The sequence below is a fragment of the Gephyromycinifex aptenodytis genome, assembly GCF_012277275.1.
Lineage (GTDB): Bacteria > Actinomycetota > Actinomycetes > Actinomycetales > Dermatophilaceae > Gephyromycinifex > Gephyromycinifex aptenodytis.
In genome coordinates, this window is the sequence record NZ_CP051155.1 from 2,876,097 (window position 1) to 2,892,446 (window position 16,350).

The following is a 16,350-nucleotide window of genomic DNA, read 5'->3' on the forward strand; positions in this document are numbered from 1 at the left end:
GGTGTCCGCTGACGTTGTTCTTCCAGACTTTGCGACGCTGAGCCGTGACGTCCGGGTGGTACGGATTCCGCTACGGGTGCGCTTTCGGGGCATCACCGAACGCGAGGCGCTGCTGGTGCGCGGCCCCGCCGGATGGGGTGAGTTCGCCCCGTTCACGGAGTACGCCGACGTTGAGGCTGCGCGTTGGCTGGCGGCGGCGATCGAGGCTGCGTGGCTGGGGTGGCCGGAGCCGGTGCGCTCACTGGTGCCCGTCAACGCCACCATCCCCGCGGTGCCCGCCGCGCAGGTGGGCACAATCCTGGCCCGCTACGACGGTTGCGGCACGGTGAAGGTGAAGGTGGCCGAACGCGGCCAGGCGCGGATGGACGACATCGATCGGGTCGCCGCGGTGCGCCAGGAGTGGCCGCATGCCCGGATCCGGGTCGATGCCAACGGCGGTTGGGATGTGGAGCAGGCCCGAGCGGCACTGTCGGCCCTGGCCCGCTACGACTTGGAATACGCCGAACAGCCCTGTGAGCGGGTCGAAGACCTCGCCGAATTACGCCGGGCGTTGGCACGCGAGGGCATCGAGGTGCCCATCGCTGCCGACGAATCCATCCGCAAGGCCGAAGATCCGCTGCGGGTGCGTGATCTGGAGGCCGCCGACATCATCGTCGTCAAGGTGGCCCCGCTGAGCGGGGTGCGGCGGGCCTGCCAGGTGGTGCAGGAGGTCGGGCTGCCGGCGGTCGTCTCCAGCGCGCTGGACACCTCGGTAGGTATTCGGGCCGGTGTCGCGCTCGCCGCGGCCTTGCCGCAGTTGGAGCACGCTTGCGGGTTGGGCACTGTGCGGCTGCTGGACGGTGACGTCACCGAGGCCTCACTGGTGCCTGCCGACGGCGGGATAGCGGTCCAGGAGCCGCCGCCGGTGAGCGAAGAGCTCCTGCAGCAGTTCGCGGCGCCTGCGGAGCGGGAACAGTGGTGGCGCGAGCGGTTACGCCGATGCCACGCGATCCTGGTCGACCAGGGCTGAGCAGATCCCGCTCCATCCCCCGTGAGTGAGGTGGCGGTCTGAGCGCATAGCGATGTCGCGCGCTGCGCTCAGGCGCTGGCGCCCAGCGGAACCTCATCGGGAAACCGCAGCCGCAGCTCAGGCGGGCTCGACCAGCAGCACTCGGGCCCGGGTCCCCACGAGAGTGAGCACCAGGGTTGCCTCCTGGCCTTCCCCGGACAGTCGCAGCGACTGACGGAAGTCCTCTGGAGAGATCCGTCCGCCGCGGCGCTTCAGAGTGATCCGGCCGACCCCGGCGGATCGCAGCGCCGCGCGGACCGGTTTGGGTTGGGCGGCCAGCACCTCCAGCACCCGGTAGCGCCGCGCGTAGGGCACCTCGAGGCACTGCTGGGAGAAGACATAGCCGACTCCGGGGGAGAGTTCAGCGCCCTCGACGGCGGCTTCCAGGGCCCCCACCAGCCCGGCCTGCAAGAGCGCGAGGTCGGGTTCGTAGAGCCAGCCACCCGCCTGCACCGGAACGGGGTGGGCGGGTTGCTCGGGCAGATCGCGCTCGTAGATGCTCAGCGCCTGCCCCTGGCGAAGTACGAGCGCGGTGCGCCCGGGAGTGCGGGCCAACGCCCCCCACCAGATGGTGCACTCCAGCACGTCACCATCCACGGCGGTCCACACCGCTTCGGTGCCGGGTGGCACCTGCGCCCGGGGGAAGCCCGGCGCGAGTTTGGCTCCGGTCGGGCAGCGTTGCGCGATCTGTTGCACCGCATCCCAACTGGGGGAGAGCGCATCGAGTCGGAACACCCGCTGGGTGCGACCGGTGGCGTCGGTGCGTCCTGGGTTGCGCCGGGCCGGATCGAGCCAGACGCCTGCCCCGTCGGGGATGTCGACCTCCTGGGCCGGGGCGCAGATGACGTGGGCGTCGAAATGGCGCAGGTTGTGGGCGGCGATGGCGGCCGTCGCCTCATCGATCTCCACCGCCGTGACCTGCAGCCCGAGGCTGGCAAAGGCCATCGCGTCGGCGCCGATGCCACAGCCGAGGTCGAAGACGTGCTCGATGCCGGCCTCGCGGAAGCGTTGGGCGTGCCGAGCTGCCACAGGAAACCGGGTCGCTTGCTCCAGACCGTCCGGGGTGAACAGCATGCCGCGGGCGAACTCACCGAACTTGGCTTCGGCCTTGGCACGCAGCCGGGTCTGGGTGAGGACTGCGGCGACGATTTCGGGAGAGTACCCGCCCTCGCGCAGGCCGCTGCCCAGGGATAACGCCGTGGCTTCGTCGTAGGGCGGCATGGCCGCCAACAGCGCTGCGCCTCGGGTGCAGGTGAGTTGCTGCACGGTTGCCAGGTCCACCGGCACACTCTTGCACGGGCTGGCCTCGCGCTCGGGTAAGCACCCCGAATGGCCTGGGCCGGGGCAGAGCGGCACTCGTGGATGGCGGGCCTGTCACAGCGAATTTCGTGTGGATCTCGCCTTGCCCGCTCGGGCACCGCACTGGTGCCCGCCTTGCCCGCTCATCCGCCCAGAGACGCAACGGCGTAGCCGGCCCCGTATGCCCCGTGCGTCTCGGATGCGATGGCCTACTGCGCCGGGACACACCGCCGCTGCCGATCAGGCTCCAGGGGCGGGCCAGGGAGATGTGGCAAAGGCTGGCACTCGAGTTGACCGAGTGCTAACCGGGCACCTAGATTCTGAGTTAGCACTCGCCTCGTCTCAGTGCCAGCCTCCACTCCGGTGGGGATCGGTGCGCGCCGGGGCGGGCGGTAAGCAAGCGGTTCCCGCGTGACCGGTCGACCCCCGCGACGGCGTCCGGTGACGCAGATCCGCCATCCAGATTCTCGCGTGCCTGTTGAGGGCATGCTCTAGCGAAAGGTCGAACCGTGTCGGTGAACATCAAGCCGCTCGAGGACCGCATCGTCGTTAAGTCGAGCGAAGCCGAGCAGACCACGGCTTCCGGTCTCGTCATTCCGGACACTGCCAAGGAAAAGCCCCAGGAGGGCGAGGTCCTGGCCATCGGCCCCGGTCGTATCGACGACAAGGGCCAGCGCATCCCGCTGGACGTCAACGTGGGCGACAAGGTCATCTACAGCAAGTACGGCGGCACCGAGGTCAAGTACGCGGGTGAGGAGTTCTTGATCCTCTCCGCGCGCGACGTCCTGGCCGTCGTTCAGAGCTGACGCACTAACTAGCGCGAACGAAGCGAATCGTTTGCGATGCCCGAGCGCGAGCAGTCGAGCGCCCCGGCACCGCAGACTCACGGCCTAGCTGCGCATCATTCGCAGGTTTGCGCCGAACTCCGCGAGTTCGCAAGCAAGGACATCGACGCGCCCCGGCCGCCTGACCAAGGCGCAGCCGGGGCGTCGTCGTAGAACCGATGAGAAGGATGGGTATGGCCAAGGAGCTGGAGTTCAACGACGCGGCACGTAAGTCGCTCGAGCGGGGTGTGGACGCCCTGGCGAACACCGTGAAGGTGACGCTGGGCCCGCGCGGTCGCAACGTGGTTATCGACAAGTCGTGGGGCGCCCCCACGATTACCAACGACGGTGTGACGATCGCTCGCGAGATCGAGCTGGAAGACTCTTACGAGAACCTTGGCGCGCAGTTGGCCAAGGAGGTCGCCACCAAGACCAACGATGTTGCCGGTGACGGCACGACGACAGCGACCGTTCTGGCGCAGGCGATGGTCAAGGAAGGTCTGCGCAACGTTGCTGCCGGCGCGGCTCCTTCGGGCCTCAAGCGCGGCATCGAAGCTGCTGTCGAGGCGATGAGCACCGAGCTGCTGTCGATGGCTCGCGAGGTGCAGGGCAAGGAAGAGATCGCCCAGGTCGCTGCGCTTTCGGCGCAGGACACTGAGATCGGCGAGCTCATCGCCGAGGCGTTCGACAAGGTCGGCAAGGACGGTGTCATCACCGTCGAGGAGAGCCAGACCGCCTCCACGGAGCTGGAGTTCACCGAGGGTATGCAGTTCGACAAGGGCTACCTGTCGCCGTACTTCGTGACCGACCCCGAGCGCATGGAGGGTGTCCTGGAGGACGCCTACGTGCTGGTGAACTCGGGCAAGATCTCGGCGGTCTCCGACATCCTTCCGTTGCTGGAGCAGATTGCGCAGAGCAAGAAGCCGCTGCTGATCATCGCCGAGGACGTGGACGGCGAGGCGCTCTCGACGCTAGTCGTCAACCGGATGCGCGAGATTCTGAAGGTCGTCGCCGTCAAGGCGCCGGGCTTCGGCGACCGCCGCAAGGCGATGCTGCAGGACATCGCGATCCTGACCGGCGCCACGGTTGTCTCCGAAGAGGTCGGCCTGAAGCTGGAGAGCGTTGACCTGGAGATGCTCGGCCAGGCTCGTCGGGTCGTCGTCACCAAGGAGGCCACGACGATCGTCGACGGCGCTGGTGCGGCCGATGAGGTCGAGGGTCGCGTCGGGCAGATCAAGTCCGAGATCGAGCGCACCGATTCCGATTGGGATCGGGAGAAGCTGCAGGAGCGCCTGGCCAAGCTCGCCGGTGGCGTGTGCGTCATCCGCGTCGGTGCCCACACCGAGGTGGAGCTGAAGGAGAAGAAGCACCGCATTGAGGACGCCATCTCGGCTACTCGTGCGGCCATCGAAGAGGGCATCGTCGCCGGCGGTGGCTCGGCCCTGGTGCACGCCACCTCAGCGCTGGATGCTCTCGAGCTCACCGGTGATGAGGCCACGGGCGCCAGCCTCATTCGTAAGGCTGTCGTGGAGCCGCTGCGTTGGATCGCGGAGAACGCGGGCCTGCAGGGCTACGTCGCGGTGGCCAAGGTCAGCGAGGCCGGTCGCGGTACCGGTCTGGACGCGGCCACGGGCGAGTACGGCGACCTCATCGCCAAGGGCATCATCGACCCGGTGAAGGTGACGCGCTCCGCCCTGCGCAACGCTGCCTCGATCGCGGCGATGGTGTTGACGACCGACACCCTGGTCGTGGAGAAGAAGGTTGCCGAAGAGGAGCCGACCGGTCACGGTCACGGGCACTGATTCCAACTCGCAGGCATGACGAAGGCCCGGCGCCTCGCGCCGGGCCTTCGTCATGCCGCTGTGTTGCGTCGCTGTGACCGTGCCGCCTCTTCTGGGCCCTGTTGCTTGAGCTCTGCGGCGCTGGGAGGCTCGGGCTAGGAGGCCATGCCCTGATCTGAATCGGCGTAGATAGCTTCACGTTCGGCTTCGGTGAGACCGCCCCAGACGCCGTACGGCTCGCGCACTTCAAGGGCGTGCTCTCGACATTCACGGATTACGGGACAGGTCGAGCAGACCTGTTTAGCGCGGGCGTCGCGCTCGCGTCGGTTGGATCCTCGTTCCCCTTCCGGGTGAAAAAACGTCTCGGGGCCCGTCTCCCTACAGGCGCCGAGGAACTGCCATTCCCACCGGTAGGCGGCAGGTCCGGGTAGGCGCGATATCTCGGCCATGGTGTCCTCCTCGGGTCTTCCCCGCCGGGTTGCCGTAGCGTGGTCCATGCGGCACAGTCGGTGAGGCAGTGACTGAGTGCATCGGACGCTGCGGCGGTTCCGGTGGTCTTATGGTGATTACCCTTGTGAGCCAGGATGAAACGGGGTCTCAGCTCTGAGACCGATTTGCCGATGTGGGCAAGAAGAACGATCAGAAGGGGGTGCGGTGACCGATCCGAGGTTTACCGCTTCCCGCGAAGGGATCGGATGAACGCGCACATGGGTCCAAATGCTGTGCCTCTTGATGTAACGGAGGCCGACTCTTCAGCGATGTCTTCAAAGAGCGCCTCTTCGGTGCTCGCTGCCCATGCCTGCGCGGCCCGGGAGGGTGATGCCTCCGCACTGGAAGCGTTGATGGTGGGGGTGCGTGAACGCGCTTATCGCTACGCGAGGGCGCGATTGGGTCGTTTTCCACATGCGGCGGGGGCTGCTGAAGATGCTGCGCAGGAGGTGTGTATCGCGGTGTTAACGTCATTGTCGCGATACGACGAGCGCGGCGTGCCTTTCGAGGCCTATGTGTATTCAATCTGTGCCCGCAAGGTGGCAGATGTTCAGCGGTCTGTCTACCGCCAGCCGGTACCGACCGAAGATGTTCCTGACCGCGTCGACTTCGAGGCTGGTCCTGAAGAGATCGCCATCGCAGGTTCGCAAGCGGACGAAGCGTGGTCGCTCATGCAGTCGCTGCCGCCGCACCAGCGTGAATTGCTCACGTTGCGTGTGGCCGTCGGCATGAGCGCAGAAGAAACGGCAGAAGCGCTGGGTATGACTGCGGGGGCAGTCAGGGTTGCTCAGCACCGGGCTTTGGCTCGGCTGCGTGACATGTTCAACCGGCGCCAGCAGGGGGAGAAGTGATGGCGACCTCATTCGGTTTGGGGCCGATCAGGGAGGATGACGAGCTGCTCGACCGACTCGCTTCCCGTGATTGTGATGACGATTCAGGACTTGAGGGCATGTTCGTCGCATGGGTGCGCGCCATCGACGAAGACGAACAGGCTTCGGCTGCACAGGTCGGGCCGCTGGGTCTGCGGCTGCCGCACACCACGCAGGAGGCTCCCCGGGGAGTGCGCGTAGTCCGGGTTCGTCGGGCTCGCGCCGTGGCGCTGTTGGGCGCTCTGACACTGACAGTTTCCGGCGGAGGCGTTGCTGCCGCGATCAACGGCGGCGAGATGCCCAGCGTCCGCAAGCTCGTGGAGAAGGTTGCGCCGGTGCAGATCGCGGCGACCCCCACCCCCAGTGACACCGCAGCGCGGATGCGCTGGCAGGTGACGGCTGAACAGGCCAAGGCTGCGGCGCGTTCCGGGCAAGTTGATCGGGCCCGCGGAATGCTCGACGTCATGCGTAAACACAGCCAGGCGGATGCCACCCTGGCCGGTGACGTGGCAGAGATCGAACAAGAGATCCTCGCGGCAGACCGGCCGAACTCCAGCAGCCAGGCTCTGGGAATCGCCCCGGTCACCCTGGCCAGCCTGCCGACGGCAACCACCGTGCCCCCGCAGCGCGGCACCATCCCACCGGCTCCGGAGCCGACCGCGGTGCGTAACCCCTCCGGCACGTCCGCGACTGGGCTGCCGGGAACCTCCGCGCCGGCCAGCAGCGCCACCGTTCCTGCTGCGACCCTGCCTGGGACCACGACCGACCCTGCTCCGGTCAACCCCACCGCGGATTCGGGTTCAACCTCCACCCCCGCCAGTGCCTCGCCTGCGCCTTCCACGATCGGGTCGGCCTCGGGCAACCAGAGCGCCGGTGTGGAGTCCTCCTCGCCGGTTCCGGAAACGAGCGCCCCCAGCCATGCGCACTCAGAGCCCGCCGCGGCGCCCAAGCCGCCAGTGAGCGCGGACTCCACGCCGAGTGAGTCCAAGGCGCCGGTGGCGCAGGCCTCCAAGACGCAGGCACCCGCCAAGGTTCCTGCCGCCAAGGTATCCACAGCGGCCAAGGCGTCAACGACGGCTAAAGCGACGACGACCAAGAAGGCTAAGGCGAGCGCCGGCGTCACCACATCGGTGACAAAGAGCGCTGCCGGAAGCTCTACACCAGCACCCTGACGGGATCGGTTGTGGCGCTGATGCTTCGCTCGGGTGCGCAGATGCGTGCCACCCGGCGCTGGCGTTGGTCGGCGGAGCCATAGACTCTGCGGTATGACGTTGACGCCCGATGGCCATGACGGTTCCACCCCGTTCGCGCGTCTCGCGCTGACCTTCGACGATGTGCTCCTCCTGCCCGGCGATACCGACGTGATCCCGAGTGAGGCCGATACGTCCACTCGGGTGAGTCGGCGAATCTCGCTGGCAGTGCCGTTGCTGTCAGCGGCCATGGACACGGTCACCGAGGCCCGGATGGCCATCGCCATGGCCCGCCAGGGGGGTCTGGGCATTCTGCACCGCAACCTTTCGATCGAGGACCAAGCGCATCAGGTCGACGTGGTCAAGCGCAGTGAGAACGGCATGATCTCCGACCCGGTGACGACCTCCCCGGAGGCGACACTTCGCCAGGTCGACGAGGCCTGCGGACAGTTCCGCATCTCTGGCCTTCCAGTGGTCGACGACGACGGCTTGCTCGTGGGCATCATCACCAACCGTGATCTGCGCTTCGAGACCGACTTCAGCAAACGGGTCCATGAGGTGATGACCCCGATGCCGTTGGTGACCGCCCCCGTTGGGGTGAGTAAAGAAGATGCCTTGGCTTTGCTGGCCAAGCACAAGATCGAAAAACTTCCGCTGGTGGATCCCGCGGGGCGGCTTCAGGGCCTCTTCACGGTCAAGGACTTCACCAAGACCGAGCAGTACCCCTACGCCACCAAGGACGACGCGGGTCGACTGCGAGTCGGTGCAGCCATCGGGTTCTGGGGTGACTCCTGGGATCGCGCGATGGCGCTGGTGGAGGAGGGCGTGGACCTGCTGGTCGTCGACACCGCCAACGGTCACGCTCGCGGGGTCACCGACATGATCCGCCGGCTGAAGGCCGAATCGGCCTGCCGCGAGGTCGACATCGTCGGCGGCAACGTGGCTACCCGGGCTGGGGCGCAGGCGCTGGTCGATGCCGGCGCGGACGGCATCAAGGTCGGGGTCGGTCCCGGCTCCATCTGCACGACCCGGGTGGTGGCCGGGGTCGGGGTGCCGCAGGTGACGGCGATCCACGAAGCCTCACTGGCTGCCCGACCGGCCGGTGTCCCGGTCATCGGTGACGGTGGCCTGCAATTCTCTGGTGACATCGCCAAGGCGCTGGTCGCCGGGGCGGACACCGTCATGCTGGGCTCGCTGCTGGCCGGCTGCGAAGAAAGCCCCGGGGAGTTGGTCTTCATCAACGGCAAGCAGTACAAGACCTACCGCGGCATGGGCTCGCTGGGGGCGATGCAGAGTCGCGGCCGCGCCAAGTCCTACAGCAAGGACCGGTACTTCCAAGGGGACGTCACCGATGACGACAAGGTGGTGCCGGAGGGCATCGAAGGGCAGGTCTCCTATCGCGGCCCGCTCGGCGCGGTGGCCTACCAGCTCATCGGTGGATTGCGGCAGTCGATGTTCTACGTCGGCGCCTCCTCGATCCCGCAATTGCAGGAGCGTGGCCAGTTCGTGCGGATCACTCCCTCCGGGCTCAAAGAGAGCCACCCGCACGACATCCAGATGACGGTGGAAGCCCCCAACTACGCCGCGCGCTGAGGGGTCAGGTAGGCGTCCGGCCCCAGCTGCTGGTGAGGTCGCTCGGGAGGGCGGGTGGGTGCGCTCGTCAACCCCGGCCGGGTTGCATACGTCACCGACTGAGGCTCGATCAGTCGAATCTCGCTGGGCGACTGCTGGGCTCAACTCTTAGGCGATATGCTCGTCGTCCTGGACGTTCGTCCGGCTGCTGCGCGCATTCTGCTGGCGGTTCGGACGGTTGTATAGTTCGTGGCGGGGATACGACGCGGGGGGTGTCGTTTGGCTACCCACTCAAGCTGCGCAGAGCAGCGTGGGTGCAGTGAGCCAACGCAGTCGTCAGTCGGTCACCGAACGGGGGTTTCCGTCGGATGAGGCGGGGGCCGAGTCGACGTGTCTGGGGAGGCGTTCCGTCGGAACGTCACGAGACGTGAATCGAGCCTGGGGAGGGCCCGCATGAAGGCAGTAATTCTTGCCGGTGGACTAGGAACGCGGCTGAGCGAAGAGACCTCGCTGCGACCGAAGCCGATGGTTGAGGTTGGGGGGTTCCCGATCCTCTGGCACATCATGAAGACGTACTCCGCGCACGGGATCGACGATTTCGTCGTTTGCTGCGGTTACAAGGGAACAGTCATCAAGGACTACTTCGCGAACTACGCGATGCGTATGTCGGATGTGACTTTCGACCTGGGCCGCGACGAGGTCACGGTGCACAACCGGTACTCCGAGCGCTGGCGGGTCACGCTGGTGGACACCGGAGCCGAGACCATGACGGGTGGCCGTCTGCGCCGGGTGCGCGATCACATCGATGAGACCTTCTGCTTCACCTATGGCGACGGCGTCTCCGATGTCGACATCACCGCTGAGGTCGCCTTCCACAAGGAGCACGGCAAGAAGGCCACGATGATGGCGGTGCAGCCTCCGGGCCGGTTCGGCGCGCTGGTGTTGGGCGCCAACGAGACCGCTATCGAGTCCTTCCAGGAGAAGCCGCAAGGGGACGGCGCCTGGATCAACGGTGGCTACTTCGTCTGTGAGCCCAGCGTCATCGATGAGATCAGCTCCGATGAGACGGTCTGGGAGCAGGAGCCGCTGCGCAGTTTGGCGCACGCCGGCGAGCTGCAGGCCTACAAACACGACGGTTTCTGGCAGCCGATGGACACGCTGCGCGACCGCAACCTGCTCGAAAACCTGTGGAACGAGGGCACGGCGCCCTGGAAGGTGTGGAACTGAAGATGAAGATTCTTGTCACTGGCACCGAGGGATACCTGGGCTGCCTGCTCGCGCCCCTGCTCATCGACGCCGGCCACGACGTGGTCGCGGTCGACTCAGGTTTCTACAAGAACGGCTGGCTGTACAACGGCATCACCAGCAGCGCGCTGACCCTCGAGAAGGACATGCGCAACCTCACCGAGGCTGACTTCGAGGGCGTCGACGCGGTTGTCGCGATGGCTGAGCTGTCCAACGACCCGGTCGGGGACCTCGTCGGTCCGCTCACCTATGACATCAACCACCTGGGCTCCACCCACGTCGCCAAGACGGCCAAGGCCGCCGGCGTGGAGCGCTTCGTGTACATGAGCTCCTGCTCGGTCTACGGCGTGGCGGACGGCACCGTCGATGAGACCAGCGAGGTCAACCCGCAGACCGCCTACGGCAAGTGCAAGTACCTCACCGAGCAGGACCTGTGGGAGCTCGCCGACGACAACTTCCACCCCGTGGCCCTGCGCAACGCCACCGCCTTCGGTGCGAGCCCGCGTCAGCGTTTCGACATCGTGCTCAACAACCTGTGCGGTCTGGCCTACACCACCGGCGTTATCGCGATGACCAGCGACGGCACCCCGTGGCGTCCGATGGCCCACGCGCTCGACCTGTGCAAGGGCATCATCACGATGCTGGACGCTCCGGTGGAGAAGATCCACGCGCAAGCCTTCAACTCGGGCAGCAACGACAACAACTACACCGTGCGCGAGATCGCTGAGACGGTGGCCAACGAGTTCACCGGCTGCAAGCTCTCCTTCGGGGAGCCCGGCGCCGACAACCGCTCCTACAAGGTCAACTTCGACAAGATCACCGACACGTTGGGCTTCACCGCCGACTGGGACCTGGCGATGGGCGCCAAGCAGTTGCACGAGGTGTTCGACGCGATTCAGCTCGACGAGGCGACTTTCACCGGTCGGGGCCACACCCGCCTCAAGCAGATCGATTGGCTGATGAAGACCGGCCAGGTCGACGAGAAGCTCTTCTGGAAGGCGAACCACTGATGGAGTTCACCAAGACTGACGTCGACGGCTGCTGGATCATCGACCTCAAGGCCTTTCAGGACGACCGGGGCGGATTCGCCCGCACCTTCTGCGTGGATGAGTTCGCCGAGCACGGCATCCCCACCGAGGTCAAGCAGGCCAACATGAGCTGGAACGCCAAGAAGGGCACGATGCGCGGCATGCACCGCCAGATCGCGCCGGCGGCCGAGGGCAAGCTGGTGCGCTGTGTGCGCGGCACCATCGTGGACTGCTGCCTGGACCTGCGCGAAGACTCCCCGACGTTCGGCAAGAACGTCATGGTCGAGTTGTCCGCCGAGAACCGTCGGGCGTTGTGGATCCCGCCGTACTGCGGCCACGGCTACCTCACGCTCACCGACGACACCGAGGTCACCTACCAGGTCTCGGGCATGTATTCCCCGGAGCACGAGCGCGGTCAGCGTTACGACGACCCCGCCTTCGGTCTGGAATGGCCGGCCCCGGTCGAGGTCATCAGCGACAAGGACAAGTCCTGGGCGGACTGGGACGGGAAGCCGATCAAGTGATTATCGTCGACTCTCTTCTGGAGAAGCGCGCCGCGCAGGGCAACCCCGTTCGGGTCGGCATCGCCGGCCCGGGGTTCATGGCCAAGGGCCTGATGAACCACATCCTGAACACCACGCCCGGCATGGAGGTGGCGTGCGTCTACGCCCGTACCCCCGAAAAGGGTGTCGCGGCGTTGGAACTGGCCGGTCGCCGCGGTCACCTGGTCTCGGTCGTCGATGACGCTGCCGGCGTCGATGCGATGGCCGCCCAGGGTGGCACCGCAGTGACGAGCAACCATGAAGCGATGACGCAGGCGAACAACGTCGACGTCGTCATCGACTGCACCGGTTCGGTGGAGTTCGGCTGCGAACTGGCGCTGGCAGCCTTGGCCGGCCGCAAGCACCTGGTGCTGATGAACGCCGAGGTCGACGCCACTGTCGGCCCGGTGCTCTCGGCCAAGTTCGAGGACGCGGGCCTGGTCTACACCGGCTGCGACGGTGACCAGCCTGGCGTGCAGATGAACCTCATCCGGTTCGTCCGAGGCCTCGGCCTGACGCCGCTGGTGGCAGGCAACATCAAGGGCCTGCAGGACCCGTACCGCAACCCCACCACACAGGAGGGGTTCGCACGTCAATGGGGCCAGGACCCGCACATGGTGACCAGCTTCGCGGACGGCACCAAGGTCTCGGTCGAGCAGGCGCTGGTCGCCAACGCCGCCGGTCTGTCGGTGCACAAGCGCGGCTGCCTGCAGCGTGACCACCGCGGCCACGTCGACGAGCTGACCAGCATGTACGACATCGACGAGCTGAAGAAGCTCGGCGGCGCCGTCGACTACGTCGTCGGCACCAAGCCGGGCCCGGGTGTCTATGTGCTGGCCACCCATGACGACCCGAAGCAGCAGCACTACCTCAACCTCTACAAGCTGGGTGAGGGTCCGCTGTACAGCTTCTACACGCCCTACCACCTGTGCCACTTCGAAGTTCCGACCACGGCGGCGCGTGCGGTGCTGCTCGGTGACGCGACGATCAAACCGTTGCGCCAGGCACCCAAGGTCGAGGTCATCACCATCGCCAAGAAGGACATGAAGGCGGGGGAGACCCTGGATGCGCTGGGTGGCTACTGCTACTACGGCGAGTGCGAGAAGGCGCCGGTGGCCAAGGCGGAGAACCTCATCCCGGTGGGTCTGGCCGAAGGATGCGTCCTGACCCGCGACGTCGCCAAGGACGAGGCGATCAGCTACGCCGACGTCACAGTCCCGCAGGGTCGCCTGTGCGACAAACTGCGGGCCGAACAGGACGCCATGTTCCCCCAGCCGGAGGTGCACGCATGAGTGAGCCCACGAATCATCCGGTGGACGACCCGAGCCTGGCCGGTCCAGGCCTGGACGGTAGCGCCCTGGACGGCGGGGTTCGCCCCGCTCCGGCGGCGACCTCCGGCCAGAGCGAGCGCGACATCGCCACGCCCAGCGACGCCAAGGTGTATGACTTCGCCGTGATCGGCGGCGGCATCGTCGGTCTGGCCACGGCGATGAAGCTGCTCCAGGAGCGTCCGGGCGCCAGCCTGGTCGTCATCGAGAAGGAGGACCGCGTCGCGGCCCACCAGACCGGTCACAACTCGGGCGTCATCCACGCCGGCATCTACTACAAGCCCGGTTCGCACAAGGCGCTGCTGTGCAAGGAAGGCGCGCAGCGCACTCGGGCGTTCTGCGACGAGCACGGCATTCCCTACCGCAACACGGGCAAGTTGATCGTGGCGACCAACGACGCTGAGCTGGAGCGGATGAACGCCCTGTACGAGCGGGCGCTCGTCAACGAACTCGACGTGGAGAAGATCGACGCCGCTGAGCTGAAGCGCCGGGAACCCAACATCACCGGTGTCGGGGCGATCTTCTTGAAGTCGACGGGCATCGTGGACTACAAGCAGGTCTGCCAGAAGATGGCCGAGGTCATCGAGGGCGCCGGCGGCACGATGCGCCTGGGCACGCGGGTCGTGGACATCACCGAGTCGCTGTCGGAGGTGCGCATCGATGTGGCGCGCGCCGACAACCAGCGTCGGGGGCGTCACGCCGCGGATGCCGGAGCCACAGAGCGGGTCTTCGCCAAGAAGCTCGTCGTGTGCGGCGGTATTCAGGCCGATCGACTGGCCGCGATGGCCGGGCTTGACCCCGATTTCCAGATGGTGCCGTTCCGGGGCGAGTACTACCGCCTCGACCCCAAGCACAACAACATCGTCGACACCCTCATCTACCCGGTGCCCGACCCTGATCTGCCCTTCCTCGGTGTGCACCTGACGCTGATGATGGACGGCGGGGTGACGGTGGGGCCGAACGCGGTGATGGGTCTGGCGCGCGAGGGCTACCCGAAGTGGTCGATGAACGCCAAGGACATCGTGGACTTCGTGAAGTTCCCCGGGTTCTGGCAGGTGGCCAAGAGCCAGCTGAAGACCGGTGTCGTCGAGCAGTGGAACTCCATGTACAAGCCGGGTTATCTGGAGCTGGTGCGCAAGTACTGCCCGCAGTTGACGACGGCCGACCTCACGCCTGAACCTGCCGGGATCCGCGCGCAGGCCGTGAAGAAGGACGGCTCGATGGTCGAGGACTTCCTCTTCTACGAGACCGACCGCATGCTGCACGTCTGCAATGCGCCCTCGCCGGCGGCGACCAGCGCGATGCCGATCGGTGATCTCATCGCGGGCAAGGTCCTCGACCGCTGAGTCGAAGCACGCCACACATCAGGTTCGCCCCGGTACCGCCACTTGGTACCGGGGCGAACCTGTGGTGCACCCGATACGGCCGCATGCCGATTCCTGCTCAATCGGCCAGCTGCGCCGCGAGTCGGGTGCGCGGGAAGTACGTGGACGGCGGCGGCGTCGGTGCGTGACAGGGCGGTCGACTGCAGAGCTGGTGCCGCAGGTGGCAGGTAGGCTGATCGGGTGAGTGAGATCGATATTGGCCGAGGTAAGCGGGGACGCCGCGCCTACTCCTTTGACGACATCGCCATCGTGCCTTCGCGGCGCACGCGCGACCCGGAGGAGGTCTCGACGACCTGGCAGATCGATGCCTACCAGTTCGACCTGCCGTTCATCGCGGCGCCGATGGACTCGGTGATGTCACCGGAGACCGCGATCGCCTTCGGCCAGATGGGCGGACTGGGCGTCTTGGACCTGGAAGGGTTGTGGACCAGGTACGAGGACCCGCAGCCGCTCTTGGACGAGATCGCCTCCCTTGAGGGCTCGGTCGTCACCTCGCGGATGCAAGAGATCTACCGCGAACCCATCAAGCCTGAACTCATCACGCAGCGGCTCGGCCAGATGCGCGACGCCGGCGTCACCGTTGCCGGTGCGCTCTCACCGCAACGCACCCAAGAACACTGGAAGCGGGTCATCGACGCAGGCGTCGACCTGTTCGTCATCCGCGGCACCACCGTCTCCGCCGAGCACGTCAGCAGCCACGCCGAACCGCTGAACCTCAAACGGTTCATCTACGAGCTCGACGTGCCCGTCATCGTCGGCGGCGCCGGAACCTACACCGCCGCGCTGCACCTCATGCGCACCGGCGCTGCCGGGGTGCTCGTCGGCTTCGGCGGGGGAGCAGCGCACACCACCCGCCAGACGCTCGGCATCCAAACCCCCATGGCCACCGCCATCGCCGACGTCGCAGCCGCTCGCCGCGACTACCTCGACGAGTCCGGCGGACGGTATGTGCACGTCATCGCCGACGGCGGGATGGGGCGATCTGGTGACGTCATCAAGGCCATCGCCTGCGGTTCTGACGCCGTGATGATCGGCGCGGCCCTGGCTCGCGCCCAGGAGGCACCCGGGCGCGGCTACCACTGGGGCAGCGAGGCACACCACAGCGAGTTGCCGCGAGGGGAACGGGTGCAGGTGGGGGCGCTGGCTCCGCTGCACGAGATCCTGCACGGGCCGGGTCGCTCCGCGGACGGCATGACCAACTTCGTCGGCGCGCTGCGTCGGGCCATGGCAACCACCGGCTACTCCGAGCTCAAGGAGTTCCAGCGGGTCGAGGTTGTCGTCGCCCCGTACTCACCCGCCTGAGATTGAGGTACCGCTGAGGCACCGGTCGGTTCTAGGGTCGGTGCTTCAGCGGGTGCTCGTGCTCGCTCTCCTCGCCCAGGTCCGCCTCGATGTGTTCCACATGGGACAGCGCTTCGGTGAGCAGAGCCAGCACGTGGGTGTCGGCGGCGCGGTAGTAGATGTAGGTGCCGGCCCGCCGCCCACGCACCAGGCCCGCCAGACGCAGCTTGGCCAGGTGCTGGCTGACCGAGGTCGGACTGACCTCCGCCAGTTCGGCCAGCTCCGAGACTGCAGCCTCACCTTGGAACAAGGCCCACAACAGTTTGATCCGGGTGGGGTCGGCCAGCAGCCGGAAGGTCTCGGCAGCCACCGCCGCCTGCTCCTCGCCGGGCATCGCCATCGCGGGCTTCGCTTCGCGCATGTCCGTGACCATACTGTTTCCGCGCCGCCGCCGCCCGACCCATCGGTG

At 66.8% G+C, this 16,350-nt stretch carries 15 protein-coding genes; 12 read left to right on the forward strand and 3 right to left on the reverse strand.

The features are described from left to right. Position 1: 1 nt before the first annotated feature. Entirely contained in the window at positions 2 to 1,009 is a 1,008-nt protein-coding gene (locus G9V96_RS12415) for an o-succinylbenzoate synthase (RefSeq protein WP_226913311.1), read from the forward strand. 117 nt (positions 1,010 to 1,126) lie between these two features. Here the strand turns inward: G9V96_RS12415 and G9V96_RS12420 are convergent, their stop codons facing one another. Beyond that, positions 1,127 to 2,329, reverse strand: coding sequence for a class I SAM-dependent methyltransferase (locus G9V96_RS12420; protein WP_168583304.1), 1,203 nt, complete (start codon positions 2,327 to 2,329; stop codon positions 1,127 to 1,129). Positions 2,330 to 2,856: 527 nt separating this feature from the next. Between G9V96_RS12420 and groES the strand changes: the two genes are divergently transcribed. Next, the gene (gene groES, locus G9V96_RS12425; RefSeq protein ID WP_168583305.1) at positions 2,857 to 3,153 is read left to right on the forward strand and encodes a co-chaperone GroES; all 297 of its coding nucleotides are present in this window, start codon (positions 2,857 to 2,859) and stop codon (positions 3,151 to 3,153) included. Positions 3,154 to 3,365: 212 nt separating this feature from the next. Further along, positions 3,366 to 4,973 (forward strand): chaperonin GroEL, encoded by a 1,608-nt coding sequence (gene groL, locus G9V96_RS12430; RefSeq protein WP_168583306.1) that lies wholly within the window; start codon positions 3,366 to 3,368, stop codon positions 4,971 to 4,973. 134 nt (positions 4,974 to 5,107) lie between these two features. Here groL and G9V96_RS12435 read toward each other — a convergent pair whose 3' ends face one another. After that, positions 5,108 to 5,401, reverse strand: a complete 294-nt coding sequence (locus G9V96_RS12435) for a WhiB family transcriptional regulator (protein WP_168583307.1) — start codon at positions 5,399 to 5,401, stop codon at positions 5,108 to 5,110. 246 nt (positions 5,402 to 5,647) lie between these two features. On the opposite strand from G9V96_RS12435, the gene shbA reads away from it, so the two are divergent. The 9 genes from shbA (at position 5,648) to G9V96_RS12480 (ending at position 15,902) form a co-directional block, all read left to right on the forward strand. Further along, positions 5,648 to 6,292 (forward strand): RNA polymerase sigma factor ShbA, encoded by a 645-nt coding sequence (gene shbA / locus G9V96_RS12440; protein ID WP_168583308.1) that lies wholly within the window; start codon positions 5,648 to 5,650, stop codon positions 6,290 to 6,292. Beyond that, positions 6,292 to 7,482, forward strand: coding sequence for a hypothetical protein (locus tag G9V96_RS12445; protein ID WP_168583309.1), 1,191 nt, complete (start codon positions 6,292 to 6,294; stop codon positions 7,480 to 7,482). The genes shbA and G9V96_RS12445 overlap by 1 nt, the downstream gene beginning before the upstream one ends. Positions 7,483 to 7,575: 93 nt before the next feature. After that, positions 7,576 to 9,093: an IMP dehydrogenase gene (gene guaB, locus G9V96_RS12450; RefSeq protein WP_168583310.1), complete on the forward strand. Its 1,518-nt coding sequence runs from the start codon at positions 7,576 to 7,578 to the stop codon at positions 9,091 to 9,093. A gap of 432 nt (positions 9,094 to 9,525) precedes the next feature. Then, complete coding sequence (gene rfbF, locus G9V96_RS12455) at positions 9,526 to 10,299, forward strand: glucose-1-phosphate cytidylyltransferase (protein WP_168583311.1); 774 nt, start codon at positions 9,526 to 9,528, stop codon at positions 10,297 to 10,299. Between the two features lie 2 nt (positions 10,300 to 10,301). Then, the gene (locus tag G9V96_RS12460) at positions 10,302 to 11,327 is read left to right on the forward strand and encodes an NAD-dependent epimerase/dehydratase family protein (RefSeq protein ID WP_168583312.1); all 1,026 of its coding nucleotides are present in this window, start codon (positions 10,302 to 10,304) and stop codon (positions 11,325 to 11,327) included. Beyond that, positions 11,327 to 11,869: a dTDP-4-dehydrorhamnose 3,5-epimerase gene (gene rfbC / locus G9V96_RS12465; RefSeq protein ID WP_168583313.1), complete on the forward strand. Its 543-nt coding sequence runs from the start codon at positions 11,327 to 11,329 to the stop codon at positions 11,867 to 11,869. Before G9V96_RS12460 ends, rfbC begins: the two co-directional genes overlap by 1 nt. Continuing rightward, entirely contained in the window at positions 11,866 to 13,179 is a 1,314-nt protein-coding gene (locus tag G9V96_RS12470; protein WP_168583314.1) for an NAD(P)H-dependent oxidoreductase, read from the forward strand. Before rfbC ends, G9V96_RS12470 begins: the two co-directional genes overlap by 4 nt. Beyond that, a complete protein-coding gene (gene lhgO, locus G9V96_RS12475; RefSeq protein ID WP_168583315.1) occupies positions 13,176 to 14,561 on the forward strand; it encodes an L-2-hydroxyglutarate oxidase in 1,386 nt (461 codons plus the stop codon). The genes G9V96_RS12470 and lhgO overlap by 4 nt, the downstream gene beginning before the upstream one ends. A gap of 219 nt (positions 14,562 to 14,780) precedes the next feature. Then, positions 14,781 to 15,902, forward strand: coding sequence for a GuaB3 family IMP dehydrogenase-related protein (locus tag G9V96_RS12480; protein ID WP_168583316.1), 1,122 nt, complete (start codon positions 14,781 to 14,783; stop codon positions 15,900 to 15,902). A 31-nt stretch (positions 15,903 to 15,933) separates the two neighbouring features. Here G9V96_RS12480 and G9V96_RS12485 read toward each other — a convergent pair whose 3' ends face one another. After that, positions 15,934 to 16,302 carry an ArsR/SmtB family transcription factor gene (locus G9V96_RS12485; protein ID WP_168583317.1) on the reverse strand — a complete coding sequence of 123 codons (369 nt, stop codon included), beginning with the start codon at positions 16,300 to 16,302 and terminating at the stop codon, positions 15,934 to 15,936. Positions 16,303 to 16,350: the final 48 nt, after the last annotated feature.

What these genes read in the sequence shown, in the direction of transcription:
- guaB (WP_168583310.1), top strand. Translation starts at nt 7,576, where the DNA reads ATGACGTTGACGCCCGATGGCCATGACGGTTCCACCCCGTTCGCGCGT.
- G9V96_RS12435 (WP_168583307.1), bottom strand. Translation starts at nt 5,401, where the DNA reads ATGGCCGAGATATCGCGCCTACCCGGACCTGCCGCCTACCGGTGGGAA.
- rfbC (WP_168583313.1), top strand. Translation starts at nt 11,327, where the DNA reads ATGGAGTTCACCAAGACTGACGTCGACGGCTGCTGGATCATCGACCTC.
- G9V96_RS12445 (WP_168583309.1), top strand. Translation starts at nt 6,292, where the DNA reads ATGGCGACCTCATTCGGTTTGGGGCCGATCAGGGAGGATGACGAGCTG.
- G9V96_RS12485 (WP_168583317.1), bottom strand. Translation starts at nt 16,302, where the DNA reads ATGCGCGAAGCGAAGCCCGCGATGGCGATGCCCGGCGAGGAGCAGGCG.
- rfbF (WP_168583311.1), top strand. Translation starts at nt 9,526, where the DNA reads ATGAAGGCAGTAATTCTTGCCGGTGGACTAGGAACGCGGCTGAGCGAA.
- lhgO (WP_168583315.1), top strand. Translation starts at nt 13,176, where the DNA reads ATGAGTGAGCCCACGAATCATCCGGTGGACGACCCGAGCCTGGCCGGT.
- groL (WP_168583306.1), top strand. Translation starts at nt 3,366, where the DNA reads ATGGCCAAGGAGCTGGAGTTCAACGACGCGGCACGTAAGTCGCTCGAG.
- shbA (WP_168583308.1), top strand. Translation starts at nt 5,648, where the DNA reads ATGAACGCGCACATGGGTCCAAATGCTGTGCCTCTTGATGTAACGGAG.
- G9V96_RS12460 (WP_168583312.1), top strand. Translation starts at nt 10,302, where the DNA reads ATGAAGATTCTTGTCACTGGCACCGAGGGATACCTGGGCTGCCTGCTC.